The 14549-nt window shown below is 66.5% G+C and carries 14 protein-coding genes and 1 tRNA gene; 7 read left to right on the top strand and 8 right to left on the bottom strand.

What is annotated here, in order from left to right:
- Nucleotides 1-3 precede the first annotated feature (3 nt).
- The 6 genes from IEW01_RS02870 to IEW01_RS02895 form a co-directional block, all read right to left on the bottom strand.
- Complete coding sequence (locus IEW01_RS02870; RefSeq protein ID WP_188526085.1) at nt 4-924, bottom strand: FAD-binding protein; 921 nt, start codon at nt 922-924, stop codon at nt 4-6.
- Nucleotides 924-1682: an electron transfer flavoprotein subunit beta/FixA family protein gene (locus tag IEW01_RS02875; protein WP_188526086.1), complete on the bottom strand. Its 759-nt coding sequence runs from the start codon at nt 1680-1682 to the stop codon at nt 924-926. The genes IEW01_RS02870 and IEW01_RS02875 overlap by 1 nt, the downstream gene beginning before the upstream one ends.
- A 235-nt stretch (nt 1683-1917) precedes the next feature.
- Nucleotides 1918-2490, bottom strand: coding sequence for a cob(I)yrinic acid a,c-diamide adenosyltransferase (locus IEW01_RS02880; protein WP_188526087.1), 573 nt, complete (start codon nt 2488-2490; stop codon nt 1918-1920).
- A 3-nt stretch (nt 2491-2493) separates the two neighbouring features.
- Nucleotides 2494-2697, bottom strand: coding sequence for a twin transmembrane helix small protein (locus IEW01_RS02885; RefSeq protein WP_188526088.1), 204 nt, complete (start codon nt 2695-2697; stop codon nt 2494-2496).
- Nucleotides 2698-2787: 90 nt separating this feature from the next.
- On the bottom strand, nt 2788-3621 hold the full coding sequence (locus tag IEW01_RS02890) for an SDR family NAD(P)-dependent oxidoreductase (protein ID WP_188526089.1): 834 nt from the start codon (nt 3619-3621) through the stop codon (nt 2788-2790).
- 54 nt (nt 3622-3675) lie between these two features.
- Nucleotides 3676-4215 carry an SH3 domain-containing protein gene (locus IEW01_RS02895; protein WP_188526090.1) on the bottom strand — a complete coding sequence of 180 codons (540 nt, stop codon included), beginning with the start codon at nt 4213-4215 and terminating at the stop codon, nt 3676-3678.
- A 129-nt stretch (nt 4216-4344) separates the two neighbouring features.
- Between IEW01_RS02895 and IEW01_RS02900 the strand changes: the two genes are divergently transcribed.
- Genes IEW01_RS02900 through IEW01_RS02910 form a run of 3 tightly spaced genes read left to right on the top strand, consistent with a single transcriptional unit; the run spans nt 4345 to nt 9053 of the window.
- Entirely contained in the window at nt 4345-6681 is a 2337-nt protein-coding gene (locus IEW01_RS02900; protein WP_188526091.1) for a DNA topoisomerase IV subunit A, read from the top strand.
- Between the two features lie 9 nt (nt 6682-6690).
- A complete protein-coding gene (locus tag IEW01_RS02905) occupies nt 6691-7884 on the top strand; it encodes a DUF898 family protein (protein WP_229738023.1) in 1194 nt (397 codons plus the stop codon).
- On the top strand, nt 7881-9053 hold the full coding sequence (locus IEW01_RS02910; protein ID WP_229738024.1) for a M48 family metallopeptidase: 1173 nt from the start codon (nt 7881-7883) through the stop codon (nt 9051-9053). Before IEW01_RS02905 ends, IEW01_RS02910 begins: the two co-directional genes overlap by 4 nt.
- On the opposite strand, the gene IEW01_RS02915 is transcribed toward IEW01_RS02910, so the two are convergent.
- The gene (locus IEW01_RS02915) at nt 9050-10522 is read right to left on the bottom strand and encodes a cytochrome P450 (protein WP_229738026.1); all 1473 of its coding nucleotides are present in this window, start codon (nt 10520-10522) and stop codon (nt 9050-9052) included. The genes IEW01_RS02910 and IEW01_RS02915 overlap by 4 nt on opposite strands.
- Nucleotides 10523-10657: 135 nt before the next feature.
- Between IEW01_RS02915 and IEW01_RS02920 the strand changes: the two genes are divergently transcribed.
- From IEW01_RS02920 to IEW01_RS02935, 4 genes are all read left to right on the top strand, one after another.
- Nucleotides 10658-11293 carry a hypothetical protein gene (locus tag IEW01_RS02920; RefSeq protein WP_188526092.1) on the top strand — a complete coding sequence of 212 codons (636 nt, stop codon included), beginning with the start codon at nt 10658-10660 and terminating at the stop codon, nt 11291-11293.
- 108 nt (nt 11294-11401) lie between these two features.
- Nucleotides 11402-12577, top strand: a complete 1176-nt coding sequence (tuf, locus tag IEW01_RS02925; protein ID WP_188526093.1) for an elongation factor Tu — start codon at nt 11402-11404, stop codon at nt 12575-12577.
- A 252-nt stretch (nt 12578-12829) separates the two neighbouring features.
- Nucleotides 12830-13492, top strand: coding sequence for a CatB-related O-acetyltransferase (locus IEW01_RS02930; RefSeq protein WP_188526094.1), 663 nt, complete (start codon nt 12830-12832; stop codon nt 13490-13492).
- Between the two features lie 38 nt (nt 13493-13530).
- A tRNA-Trp gene (locus IEW01_RS02935) sits at nt 13531-13606 on the top strand.
- 6 nt (nt 13607-13612) lie between these two features.
- Here IEW01_RS02935 and IEW01_RS02940 read toward each other — a convergent pair.
- Nucleotides 13613-14467 (bottom strand): sulfite exporter TauE/SafE family protein, encoded by an 855-nt coding sequence (locus IEW01_RS02940; RefSeq protein WP_188526095.1) that lies wholly within the window; start codon nt 14465-14467, stop codon nt 13613-13615.
- Between the last annotated feature and the right edge of the window lie 82 nt (nt 14468-14549).

A 14549-nucleotide genomic window follows, 5' to 3' on the forward strand; every position in this document is an offset into this window, starting at 1 on the left:
GCGTCAGAGCTTTTCGACGAGTTCCGGCACCGCCTCGAAGAGGTCGGCGACGAGGCCGTAATCGGCGACTTGGAAGATCGGGGCTTCTTCGTCCTTGTTGATCGCGACGATGACCTTCGAATCCTTCATCCCCGCGAGATGCTGGATCGCGCCGGAGATCCCGACCGCCACGTAGAGCGCGGGGGCGACGACCTTGCCGGTCTGACCCACCTGCCAGTCGTTCGGGGCGAAGCCCGAATCGACCGCGGCGCGCGAGGCGCCGACGGCGGCGCCGAGCTTGTCGGCGAGCTTCTCGATCAGGGCGAAATCGGCTTCCGAGCCGACGCCGCGGCCGCCGGACACGACGATCCCGGCGGAGGTGAGTTCCGGCCGGTCGCTCTCGGCGACCTTGTCCTCGACCCAGGCGCTCACGCCCTTGTCACCGGCGCCGGCGATGGCCTCGACCGGGGCATTGCCGCCTTCGCCGGCGGCCTCGAAGGTCGAGGTGCGCACCGAGATCACCTTGGTGGCATCGTGCGATTTCACCGTCTGGATCGCGTTGCCGGCATAAATCGGGCGCTCGAAGGTGTCGGCGTCGACGACGACGGAAATGTCGGAGATCACCATCACGTCGAGCAGGGCGGCGACGCGCGGCAGGATGTTCTTGGCGTCCGCCGTGGCGGCGGCCACGATGTGGCTGTAATCGCCCGCGAGCGAGACGATCAGGTCGGCGACCGGCTCGGCCAGCATGTTGGCATAGGCCGCATCATCGGCCACCAGCACCTTCGCCACGCCATCGAGCTTGGCGGCGGCTTCAGCGGCGGCGGCGGGGCCGGTGACGAGCACGGTGACCTCGCCCATCGCCTTCGCGGCGGTCACGGCCTTGGCGGTGGCGTCGATGTGCAGCGCCCCCCCGGCGACTTCGGCAAGAAGAAGAACGGCCATCAGATCACCCCCGCATCTTTGAGTTTGGTCACGAGCTCATCCACCGAGCCCACGATCTCGCCGGCCTTGCGCACCGGCGGCTCGGTGGTTTTCACCACTTCGAGGCGCGGGCTCACGTCGACGCCGTAATCGGCGGGCGTTTTCTCGTCGATCGGCTTTTTCTTCGCCTTCATGATGTTGGGCAGCGAGGCATAGCGCGGCTCGTTGAGGCGCAGATCGGCGGTGACGACCGCGGGCAGGTTGACCCTGATCGTCTGCAGGCCGCCATCGACCTCGCGGGTCACCGTGGCGCTGTCGCCATCCACGTCGAGCTTGGAGGCGAAGGTGGCCTGCGCCCAGCCCATCAGGGCGGCGAGCATCTGGCCGGTGGCGTTCATGTCGTTGTCGATCGCCTGCTTGCCCATGATCACCAGGCCGGGCTGCTCTTCCTCGACAACCTTGGCAAGGATCTTGGCGACGGCGAGCGGTTCGATGTCCTGCTGCACATCCTCGGCCGCGACCACGAGAATACCGCGATCGGCACCCATCGCCAGCCCGGTGCGGATCGTCTCCTGCGCCTGCTTCACACCGATCGAGACAAGCACGATTTCCTCGACCTTTCCGGCCTCCTTGAGGCGGATGGCCTCTTCGACGGCGATCTCGTCGAAGGGGTTCATCGACATTTTCACGTTGGCGAGATCGACCCCGGAACCATCCGCTTTCACGCGGACCTTCACATTGTAGTCGATCACGCGCTTAACCGGCACAAGCACCTTCATCGGCGTGTCTCTCCCTTGGGTTTGCCCGCGCGGCACGCCGCGGGGTGGTGAGTCTGCACCGTTGTTTACCGGCTCATTCCGTCCGGGAACAATGCCAAAGCGACAGAAAATTGCGCCGCAACGCCGCGTTCTTCGGGCCAGGAGGCGGCGTTAGCGGTAGCAAGGCGCGCCGGAAGCGGCGTGCGATTGCATGATCGGATGCCTGGACGTTGCGAGACGCATTGCCGCGACTATCCTACCGGGTTGCCCCCGGCACCCAGAGCACATCCTCGGCGCCGGTTTCATTGGCCACCCGCGCCGCGACGAAGCACCAGTCCGACAGCCGGTTGAGATAGCGGATCGCGGCCGGGTTCACGGTTTCCTCGCCGGCGAGTTCCACCGCCAGCCGTTCTGCCCGGCGCGATACCGTGCGCGTAAGATGCAGGTAGGCCGAAAGCGCGGAGCCGCCGGGCAGGATGAAGCTGCGCAGCGCTTCGAGCCCGGCGTTCATCGCGTCGATCTCGGCCTCGAGCCGGTCGACCTGCGATTGCACGATGCGCAGCGGCGTGTATTCCGCCTCGTCGTCGCGCTCCGGGTTCGGGCGCGAGAGATCGGCACCGAGATCGAACAAATCGTTCTGGATCATAGCAAGCTTTGCATCTATCTCGCCCTCGGCATGCAGCCGGGCTAGGCCGATGGTGGCGTTGGTCTCGTCCACCGTGCCGTAGGCGGTGACCCGCAGGGAATGTTTCGGCACTCGCGTGCCATCGGACAGCGCCGTATCGCCGGCATCGCCGGTTCGGGTGTAGATCTTGTTGAGCACCACCATGGGTCAGCCTCCGCGACGAATCCAGACAAACAGAAGTATGAGCGCGATCGCCAACGCCTGTGCATAGATCCGCCAGCGCATGATGCGGTTGGCGTGCTTCTTGTTGAAGTCGCCGCCGCGCGCGAAGCCGCCGATGCCGGTGAGCAGGATGATCGCCACCGCGGCCACGGCCACGACGACAACAAGGAAAAGCGGGTCTCTGAACATGGCGGCTCCCTGATCGCGTTGGGCCTTGGATAACGGGTTTGGCGCGGCTTGGCGAGGGGGCGCGAGGCCGTCTGCCGGGCGGACGCGCGGTCAACTTCGCGCGAGGATGCGGTCGGCCAGGCGGGTGGGGAGCAGGCGCTTGAGGATGGCCGCCGCGTAGGTCGGCGTTGTCACCAGGTAGCGCGCGCGCGGCCGCGGGCTCTCGAACGCGTGGGCCAGCTTGCGCGTCACCGCTGCGGGCGGAAGTTCGAAGGCGTCGGGCTTGGTGGTGTTGTCGTAGAGCCGTTTGAGCAGGCTGGCCTCGTATTGTGCCCGCCTGGGCGAGGCGCGCCAGTCCACCCAGGCCTCGAAATGCGGGCGCGACTTGGCGCGGATCATCGAGGTGATCGGCCCCGGTTCGATCAGGACGGTGTCGATATTGGCGTCGGCCATCTCCAGCCGCAGAGTGTCGCCATACCCTTCGAGGGCAAACTTGGTCGACGCATAAGCGCCGCGCCAGCGAATCGTGGTGAAGCCGAGCACTGACGAGTTGAGCACGATCCGCCCGTGCCCCTGCGTCCGCATCACGGGAATGGTCTGGCGCACCAGTTCGTGCACGCCGAAGAAATTCGTCTCGAAGATCGCGCGCAGGGCGTCGGTCGGCAGGTCTTCCAGCGCGCCGGGCAGGCCGAAGGCGCCGTTGGCGAAGATCGCGTCGAGCGTGCCGCCGGTGCGGGAGGTGGCCTCGGCGAGCGCGGCGCGGATGGTGTCGGGGTCGGTGTGGTCGAGCGGGAAGCTCTCCAGCCCATCGGCTTCGAGACGGGCGCAATCGGCCGGGTCGCGGCAGGTGGCGAAGACGCGCCAGCCGCGACCCGCCATGCCTTTGGCGGCATCGTAGCCAATGCCGGAGGAACACCCGGTGATGAGAAGGGATTTCTGTGCCATGCCTGCCTCGTTGCTCCCGGCGACGCTAGGCGCAAGCCTGTGCCGCGGCAATCCTCAGGGCGCGACCGGCGAGAGAAAATCGCCCGACATATAGCCGGTCTCGCCGCTTTGTAGCCGGATCATTCGCCAACCCTCGCCCGCATTGCCCTGATCCACAACCGCCGTGCCGCGCGGCAATGCCGTGATCGCGTCGTAGACGGTCGAGGGGCCGGACCGGACGTTGACGGTTGCGCCGGTGACGTAAAGCACGCTGTCCGGGGCGGGGGTGGGTGCCGGCTCGGGCTCGGGTTCGGCCTCGGGCTCGGCCTCTTCCATCGCCTCGCTGATGGCCTCCTCGAACCGGTCGACCGGTTCGGGCGGCGAAGGCTCGGCCGGGGCGGCGGCCACCGGTGGCTCGGGTTCAGGCTCAGGCTCCGGTTCGGGTGCGGGCTCCGGTTCGAGTTCAACCGGCTCGGGCGCAGTCTCAATGACCTGCGTCGGCGCCGGTGCCTCACGCCCGATCACCCGATCGGGCAACCCCTCGTCGCGCCCGAAATACATCATCGCGAGCCAGATCAGCACCGTTGTCAGCAATGTCAGCCGGATAATACCCATGCTTCCTCCATTACCCTGCCCATGCGTCCCACGCCACACCCATGCGGCACAAGGGCGGGCTTTGCGCGGATTTCCCGTCCCCCCGCCGTGATGCTTGCGGGGGGCGAATCGCGGCGCTATGCAGGCCGCATGAGCGATCTGATCGACGACCCCGACAAGCCGCCGCTCGAGGTGGCAGAGCCGCTGCGCCGCGCCATCGGCGACCGCTACCTGACCTATGCACTCTCCACCATCATGCACCGCGCGCTGCCCGATGCGCGCGACGGGCTGAAGCCGGTGCACCGCCGCATTCTTTACGCCATGCGCGAACTCAAACTGTCGTCCACCGGCGGTTTCCGCAAGTCGGCCAAGATTTCGGGCGACGTGATGGGCAACTATCACCCGCACGGCGACGCGGCGATCTACGATGCGATGGCGCGTCTGGCGCAGGATTTCGCCGTGCGCTACCCGCTCGTCGACGGGCAGGGCAATTTCGGCAATATCGACGGCGACAACCCGGCGGCCAGCCGCTACACCGAGGCCCGGCTGACCGCGATTGCCGAGGCGATGCTGGACGGGCTCGGTGAAAACGCCGTGGATTTCCGCGCCAACTACGACGGCACCCTCAGCGAGCCGGTGGTGCTGCCGGCGACGTTTCCGAACCTGCTCGCCAACGGCTCTTCCGGGATCGCCGTGGGCATGGCCACCAACATTCCGCCGCACAACATCGCCGAACTGGTCGACGCCTGCCTGCACCTGATCAAGACGCCCGACGCGCGCGACGAGACCCTGCTCAACTACGTGCCCGGCCCCGATTTTCCCACCGGCGGGGTGATCGTCGAGCCGCGCGAGACCATTGCCGAAGCCTATCGCACCGGGCGCGGCGGCTTCCGGCTGCGCGCGCGCTGGGAGGTGGAAGATCTTGGCCGCGGCCAATGGCAGATCGTCGTCACCGAAATCCCCTACCAGGTGCAGAAATCCAAGCTGATCGAGCGCATCGCCGAGCTGATCCAGACCCGAAAGGTGCCAATCCTCGCCGATGTGCGCGACGAGAGCGCCGACGATATCCGCCTGATCCTCGAGCCGCGTACCCGTAACGTCGACCCGGAAATGCTGATGGGCCTGATGTTCCGCAATTCCGATCTGGAATTGCGTTTCAGCCTCAACATGAACGTGCTGATCGACGGGGTCACGCCCAAAGTCTGCTCGATGAAGGAAGTGCTGCGCGCCTTCCTCGATTTCCGCCGCGAGGTGCTGATCCGCCGCTCGACGCACCGGATGGAGAAGATCGACCACCGGCTGGAGGTGCTGGAAGGCTTCATCGTCGCCTTCCTCAACCTCGACCGGGTGATCGACATCATCCGCTACGACGACGAGCCGAAGGCCGCGCTGATGCGCGAGGACTGGTCGAAGGACCATGTGCGCGCCACGAATGAGGCCGATTACGTCAGCCCGGCGCCGGGCGAGGGCGAGCTCAGCGAGGTTCAGGTCGACGCCATCCTCAACATGCGGCTGCGGAGTTTGCGCCGCCTTGAGGAGATCGAGCTGGTCCGCGAGCGCGATGCGCTGATGGAAGAGCGCGCCGGACTCGAAGACCTGCTCGACAGCGAGGCGCTGCAATGGGCGCGGATCGCCGACCAGCTCAAGCAGGCCAAGAAGCTTTTCGGCAAGGATTACGAGGGCGGCGCGCGCCGCACAACCTTTGCCGAGGCGGGCGCGATCGAAGACGTGCCGCTCGAAGCGATGATCGAGCGCGAGCCGGTCACGGTTGTCTGCTCGCGCATGGGCTGGATCCGGGCGATGTCGGGTCACGTCGATCTCAGCCGCGAGTTCAAGTTCAAGGACGGTGACGGGCCGCGCTTCGCCTTCCACGCCGAAACCACCGACAAGATCGTCGTTTTCGCAGGCAACGGCCGGTTCTACACCCTGTCGGCTGCCAACCTGCCCGGCGGGCGGGGCATGGGCGAGCCGCTGCGGCTGATGGTCGATCTGCCCAACGAGGCCGAGATCGTCGACATGTTCGTGCACCGTCCCGGGCAGCGCCTCATCGTCGCCTCCGCTGAGGGCAACGGCTTCGTGGTCAACGCCGACGATATCGTGGCGCAGAAACGGGCGGGCAAACAGGTGTTGAACGTGGGCGAGAGCGTGGCGAAGATCTGCAAGCCGGTGGCGGGCGATCACGTCGCGGTGGTGAGCGAAAACCGCAAGCTCCTCGTCTTCCCGCTCGAGGAACTGCCCGAGATGGGCCGGGGCAAAGGCGTTCGCCTGCAGAAATACAACGCCGCGCGCGGCAAGCAGGGCGTGCTGGAGCTTGACGGCGGACTCTCCGATCTCACCACCTTCGATATCGAGAAGGGTCTGTCGTGGACGGCGGGCGGCGACCGCACCCGCACCGAGGTCGACATGAGCCCATGGGTGGGCAAGCGCGCGAGCGTGGGCAGACTGCCGCCGCACGGCTTCCCGCGCGACAACCGGTTCACCAGCTAGGCCGGACCGGTGGCGCTGCGCGACCTCACCACGGATTACGCAGGTCGCGGTGCCCCGATGTTCCGCCTCGCGCTGAAAACCGGTGTGCTCACCGTTCTCACGCTCGGTTTCTACCGGTTCTGGATGAAAACCCGGATGCGCCGCTATTACTGGTCGGCGATCCGCCCCGGCGGCCAGCCGCTCGAGTTCACCGGCCGGCCAACCGAGATGCTGATGGGGTTTCTCACCGCCGTGGTGGTGCTCGCCTTCTACATCGGCCTCGTCAACCTCGTGCTGATGTTCCTGTCGTTCTCGCTGTTCAAGGGCGAGGCGCCGGCCTACCTGCTGAGCTTCCTCGGCCTCGTGCCGATCATCTTCTTCGCCCAATATCGCGCCCGGCGCTACATTCTCGCGCGCACCCGCTGGCGCGGTATCCGCTTCGGGCTGGAACCCGGCGTGAAGGGCTATGTCTGGCGCGCCACGCTATGGTGGATCGCGACGATCCTTTCGGCGGGCATCCTCTGGCCGGTGAAAACCTTCGAACTGGAGAAATACCGCACCGACCGGACCTTCTACGGCGATGCCCGCTTCGAGCAGACCGGCGGGCGCTGGAGCCTGATCGGGGCGATGAAACACGTCTATATCGCCGCCGCGCTGATCGGTGGCGGGATCTTCGCGTCCACCATGTCGGACGAGCCGGTATGGCTCGTTGCCACGGCGATGGGTGCGGCCTGGGCAGTGCTCGGGCTTGGCCACTGGAAAGCGGAAAGCTTCAAGCGGCTCACCGAGGGCAAGCGGCTGGGCGAGGTGCGCTTTCGCTGTCACCCGCGCGGCGGCCGGATCGTGGGCATCTACCTTCTCGGCGGTCTCGCCATCGCGGCGCTGCTGTTTGCCCTGCTGTTCGCGCTGGGTATGGCGATCGGCGTTCTGCTGTCTTTTCTCGATCCCGAGCTGATCGCGGAAGGGTTTGATGATTTCGCGAGTCTCGCGGCGCTGCCGGCCTGGCTGGCAACGCTCCTGGGCCTCGTGGCCTATTTCTCGGTGTTCCTGTTCTGGGGCGTGCTGCGCGAGGTGTTCATCACCATGCCGATCGCCCGCCACCTGGCCGAGACCACCGAGATCGTGAATCCCGACGCCCTCAACGCCGTCCGCCAGCGTCCGCGCGACGAGTTCGCCGAGGCTGAAGGCTTCGCCGATGCCCTGCCGCTGGGAGACGGGATTTGACCGGGGCGGCAGCAGTTCACGAGGCTTTCGCCGACCTGGTCGATGGCGAAACCGCGGTGGTGCACCGCGTCGCGCTGCGGCTCGCGCCCGACCGGCTCATCATCACCCTGCCCAATGGCGCGGCGCAGGACTGGATGGCGGACGAGTTGCGCGAGGTGCCCGACCAGGCCGACCTGTCCGGGCTCATGCTCGCCCGCGCCGGAGATCCGCTGACCCGGCTCCTCATCCGCGATGAGACAATCACCCGGCTCCTACGCCAGAACGCGCCCGCTTTGCACCGTCGCCCGCCGATCGAAAACAAGGGGCGGATCGCCGGCTGGGCGGCGGGTGCGGTCGCGTCGGTGTCGCTCATCATCTTCGTGCTGGTGCCGGTGATGGCCAACCAGCTTGCCCTTTTCCTGCCCCCCGCCGGCGAGAAGGCGCTGGGCGATGCCACCTTCGAGCAGGTCCGGACCGCGCTCAGCGATGCCGATTTTCTGCCGGTGGAGGTTTGCGAAGCGCCGGCCGGGGTGGCCGCGCTGGCGAAGATGGAGGCCCGGCTCGACGCCGGGCATGATCTCCCCTACCCGGTGACGGTGGCGGTGCTCGATCATGACATGGTCAACGCCTTCGCGCTGCCCGGCGGGCGGGTCATCCTGTTTCGCGGCCTGATCGAGGAAGCGGAGCGCGCCGAGGAAGTCGCGGCGGTGCTCGCCCACGAACTTGGCCACGTCGTCAACCGCGACCCGACCCGCGACGCGCTGCGGCTTGCCGGCTCCATCGGTGTGCTCGGGCTGATCTTCGGCGATTTCGCCGGCGGGACGGTGATGCTCCTGCTCGCCAACCAGCTCATTAACGCGAAATACAGCCAGGCCGCCGAGATCGGCGCCGATGACTACGCCCATGGGTTACTGAGCGACGCCGGCTTGCCGCCCGCCGCGCTGGGCAGCTTCTTCGAGCGCCTGATGGCGGAATACGGCGACGAGGCGGGCTGGGCCGAGCATTTCTCCACCCACCCAAAGATGATCGAGCGGGTCGACGCGGCGCAGGCGGCGCAGGATCGGGCCGAGCGGGCGGGTGAGATCGGCGACCCGGTGCTCACCGCCGCCGAATGGCGCGCCCTGCGCACAATCTGCGGCCCGCAGGACGACAAAGGCCAAAGCTCCTCGCGCCGCCCGGAGCGGGACTAGGCCCCTTCACCCGCCGCCGCTTCGGCGGCAAGCGGCTCGACCTTGAGCCGGATGTCTTCGTCGGGGCGCAGGGTCAGGATCAGCTTGGGTTTCGGCGCCCTGCCCTCGACGCCGCTGAACCGGAACCGCGCAAGCAGCGTGGCGAGGATGATGATCGATTCCTGCATCGCGAATTCGGCGCCGATGCAGATTCGCGGCCCGACGGAAAACGGCATGTAAGTGTAGCGGTCGATCCTTGCCATGTTGTCGAACCTCTCCGGCACGAAACAGTTTGGACTCTTCCAATGCTTCTTGTGCCGGTGCAGCGAGTAGAACGGCACGATCACCGTGTCGCCCGGTTTGACGGCGTGTTCGCACAGGCTGTCTTCGCGTTGCGCGGTGCGCAGGTGGACCGGGATCGGCGGAAACAGCCGCATCGCCTCGTAGAGCACCTTTCGAACGTATTCGAGCTGGCCCACATCCTCGACCGTGGCGGTGCGCGAGCCGAGAACGCGAACCGCTTCCTCGGTGGCCTTGCTGTGCTTGGCCGGGGCATGGGCGAGCAGGTAGAGCGCCCACGACAGGGTGAGCGCGGTGGTTTCGTGCCCGGCGATCAGGAAGGTGATCAGGTTGTCGCGCAGTTCCTCGTCGTTCATCTTGCGCCCGGTTTCCGGGTCTTCGACGTCCATCAGAAGGTCGATCAGGGCGGCATCGCGGGTGTTGGGGGTCTTGCGCCGGTCGGCGATGGCCTTGTCCGCGCCGGCCTTGAGCGCCTTGAGCGTCGGATGGGTGCGCAGCCGTCCGGGCCGCGGAACCCAGCCGGGCAGGCCGAGATAATCGAGCAGCGAGACCCGGCCCGTCTTGTCGAGATAATGCTCGATGGCGCGGCTCACGACGTCAACCGGAACCGCCGATTGACCGTCGCCACCGGCGAAGGTCACCCGCACGATCACGTCGAAGGCGGTGCGCATCATCTCGTCGGAGATATTCACGCTGCCATCCGCGTCGGCGAGACGCTCGGAGCTTTCCTCGGCAACGCGTGACATGAGCGGGCCGAGCTTGCGGATATTGCGGGGCGCGAAGGCCGGATTCAGCGCCCGCCGCTGCCATCGCCAGTCGTCGCCATCAAGCACGAAGAGCCCATGGCGCAGCGCCTTGCGCAGAATGCCCTTGGTCTCCGGCGATTTCGGGTAATTGTCGATGTTCGATTTGAACACCTTCCGGTTCGCCTCGGGGTCGGCGACGAGGTGGACGCGCCTCAGAACCCGGCCCGATAGGATGCGGCGGCTGAGCGTCGCGGCGGGGATCACGTTGAGCACGTTGTCGCGCGAAAGCCGGACCAGTTCGAGCAACCCCTTGCGCTCCTTGAGCATGTCGGCGCTGGGTGCGCGCGGACCGACAAGCCGCTTGTCGCCTCCGCGCTGGCGCGGAGGCGTGTGCGGCGCGCCTGTGGCGGGGCCGGTGCCCCCGGGATCCGATGGTTCGTCCATGGCCAGAACGCTATGCGCAAGCGTGTAAGGGGGCAACCGCGAAACCGTCGCGGCTGGTGCGTGTGTGATTTGCAAGAAAGGGCTGCACGAGTTATCCAGACCCATCTACTGGATTCGCGGCAAGGAGCCATGAACATGACCCGCCTTAAGTCCATTGCCGCCCGAGCCACTGCCCTTGTGCTCTCCGCGGGACTGCTCTCGGCCTGCGCCGTCACCGACCTTGGCGACACCCCAGAGCCCCTGGGGCGTTTCCTGCTTGGCCATAACGTGGCCGTGGTGTCGAAGGATGTCGAGATCCTCCAGATATCGCGCAAGATCGAGAACGACGTCTGGGTCGACCTCGTGCGCGACGAGATGAACACCCGGTTCTCGCGTTACGATGGCGATGAATATTACCACATCTCCACCGCGATCCTCGGCTACATCCTCGCGCCCCCGGGCATTCCCGTCGTGGCCGCGCCGAAGTCAATCCTGATGGCCGATGTCTACCTGTTCCGCGACAGCGACGGCGGCAAGCCGCTGACCGACGAGCCCAAGCGTTTCACCGTGTTCGAGGAGGGGGGCGACGCACTCATCGGTTCCGGCCTGACCCGGACCGCCGAGGAACAGGCTCGCAGCCTTGCGCGCAGCCTCGCCAAGCAGGTTCAGAACTGGATGCTCGAAAACAAGGAATGGTTCGGCGACGCCTCGCTGATGGACCCGGCCACGACCTCGCCCGGACGCCCGGTGCAGCCGCTCGAGCCGCAGTCCAGGCCGGCCACGGAAGGCTGAACGCGGGGCGGGCAACATCCGCTTGATTTTCCCTGTCCGACAAAGTAACGAGCGCGCGGACACGAACCGGGTTCGCGCGGAACCCCCCAATGACGAGGCGCATGGCCAATGGCTAAGGAAAAGTTTGAACGCTCCAAACCGCACGTGAACGTCGGGACGGTTGGTCACGTTGACCACGGCAAGACGACACTGACGGCGGCGATCACGAAGTATTTCGGCGATTTTCGCGATTACGACCAGATTGACGGCGCGCCTGAGGAGAAGGCGCGGGGGATCACGATTTCGACGGCGCACGTCGAGTACGAGACCGACGCCCGTCACTACGCGCACGTCGACTGCCCCGGCCACGCCGACTACGTGAAGAACATGATCACGGGCGCGGCGCAGATGGACGGCGGGATCATCGTGGTTTCGGCCGCTGACGGCCCGATGCCGCAGACGCGCGAGCACATCCTTCTGGCGCGCCAGGTGGGTGTTCCGGCGCTGGTGGTGTACATGAACAAGGTGGACCAGGTTGACGACGAGGAGCTTCTCGAACTCGTCGAGATGGAGATCCGCGAGCTTCTGACCGAGTACGAGTTCCCCGGCGACGACATTCCGATCATCAAGGGCTCGGCGCTGGCCGCCCTCGAGGGCCGCGATCCGGAGATCGGCGAGAACTCGATCCGCGAGCTGATGGCGGCGGTCGACGAGTTCATCCCGACGCCGGAGCGCGCGGTTGACCTGCCGTTCCTGCTGCCGATCGAAGACGTGTTCTCGATCTCTGGGCGTGGCACGGTTGTGACCGGCCGGGTCGAGCGTGGCGTCGTCAACGTGGGCGACGAGCTCGAGATCGTGGGCATCCGCGACACCAAGAAGACGACCTGCACGGGCGTGGAGATGTTCCGCAAGCTGCTTGACCGCGGCGAGGCCGGCGACAACGTGGGCGTTCTGCTGCGCGGCATCGACCGTGACGCGGTCGAGCGTGGCCAGGTTCTGTGCAAGCCCGGTTCGGTGACGCCGCACACGAAGTTCGAGTGCGAGGTCTACATCCTGACCAAGGAGGAAGGCGGCCGCCACACGCCGTTCTTCGCGAACTACCGTCCGCAGTTCTACTTCCGCACGACGGACGTGACCGGCACGGTGACGCTGCCCTCGGGCACGGAGATGGTGATGCCGGGCGACAACCTGAAGTTCGAGGTCGAGCTGATCGCCCCGATCGCGATGGAAGACGGCCTGCGCTTCGCCATCCGCGAAGGCGGCCGCACCGTCGGATCCGGCGTCGTGTCGAAGATCCTCGAATAACTCCGAGGCTTGAACAAGATCGAAAGGGCCGCCCTCCAGGGGCGGCCCTTTTCGTTTGGCGGGTCAAGCGGTTACGAAACCGCTCGTGACGCGCATTCGAATGCGCGTCGGACTGCCCTTCGAAAGGCGGTTTTCCCGGGCTGGATCGACCGGGCAAAACCCTGTATGCTTGGCCTATCCGACGGGAGGGTGACATGGACAAAGCGCTGAACTGACCGAACCGAAACTGCCACGTTTTGCCGGAGTTCAGCCATGCCTGCGCCCTTTCTCGACGCCTCGCTGCGTCATCCGCTCATCAACATCCACGGCGAGCCGCACAACCAGACCGTCCAGCTCGCCCGTGTCATCGACCACCCGAACATCGCGGTAGGCGATTTCACCTATTACAACGATTTCGATCCCGTTGAGGACTACGCCGCCCGGATCGCGCCTTATCTCTACCCGGGCGCACCCGAGCGGCTGGTGATCGGCCGGTTCTGCCAGATCGCCCACGGCGTGCGCTTTCTCGCCGCCGGCAATCATCCGATGGATGGCTTTTCAACCTATCCGTTCCCGATGTTCGACCACGGGCTGATGGAGCAGTACCCGGCGCTCTTCGCGCCCCGGCCCGACACGTTGATCGGCCACGATGTCTGGCTCGGGCAGGGGGCGATGGTGATGCCGGGGGTGACGATCGGCAACGGCGCGGTGATCGGCGCGGGCGCTGTGGTGGCGCGCGACGTGCCGCCATGGAGCGTGGTGGTGGGCAACCCCGCCGGGGTGCTGCGGCAGCGCTTCGACGCGCCGGTGCGGGCGCTGCTCGACCGGCTGGCCTGGTGGGATCTGCCGCTGGACGAGATCCGCGCGTTGGTGCCGGTTCTGGCCTCGGGCGACCGTGCCGGGCTGGAAGCGGCAATGCGGCGATTGAGGTCTTGAAACCCGCGCCACCTTCGGTTACGTCCAGCCTCGGCCACAGGGGTATAGCTCAGCTGGTAGAGCGACGGTCTCCAAAACCGTAGGTCGCGGGTTCGAGCCCTGCTGCCCCTGCCACATCCTTCAGAAGAACACGTATTTGGCGCCGATGCCGGTGACGATCACCGCCATCGCGGCCTGTAGCCAGTGGTTGGCGAGGCGGCGGTTGATATGCGGCCCAAGCACCGCCCCGAGCACCGCGCCGGCCACCAGCGGAGCGAGGATCGGCCAGTCGAGCGGCGCGCCGAGGTTCAGGTAGTTGCCGACGGATACCAGAAGCGACATGAAGATCGGGATCGCCGAGGTGGCGGGGATGATGTGCATCGGCATGCCGAGGATCGTGGCCATGTAGGGCACCATCAGGAAACCGCCGCCGACGCCGAAGATCGCGGCGGTGAAGGCGATCACCGCCCCGGCGATCAGCGGCGAGATCACCGGCACCCGGTAGCGCGCATCGCCATAGCGAAAGCACATGCAGCCAAGTTGCAGCACCTTGTCGGTGACCGCGCCGATGAAGGGCTGCATCGCCCCGCCCTCGCCCCGGCGCGCCCCTTGCCAGTGACGATAGAGCTTCCAGCCGATCTGCGCCGCGATCGCCAGCGTGAGCAGGCCGAACAGCGGGCGGAAGGTGGCCATGTCGGAGAGGTAGAGCGCCGAGACGGTGCTGCCCGCCCATGCCCCCACGATACCGCCCAGCCCGAGCAGCACCCCGAGCGAGGGCACAACCGCGCCGCGCCGCACGTAGCCGGGCACGAAGGTGAGCGCCGTGGCCAGCACCACGATCTGCGTCATCGGCTTCACGCTGTTGGGTTCCATCACGCCGAACAGGGTGATCAGGCCGAAGGAGGAAAGTATCCCTCCCGCCGCGCCGATGGCGGAAAAGACGATGCCGACAAGCACGCCCCAGCCGACGATTGCCGCGATCAGGCCAAGCTCCATGTTCCTGCTCCTTCGGTTGCTGCGGTGCCGGTGCGCGAAGGCTAGCGGCGCGGGTGCGGGCCTTCCATGGCCGCAAATGCCG

This window comes from Sinisalibacter lacisalsi (genome assembly GCF_014640115.1).
Lineage (GTDB): Bacteria > Pseudomonadota > Alphaproteobacteria > Rhodobacterales > Rhodobacteraceae > Sinisalibacter > Sinisalibacter lacisalsi.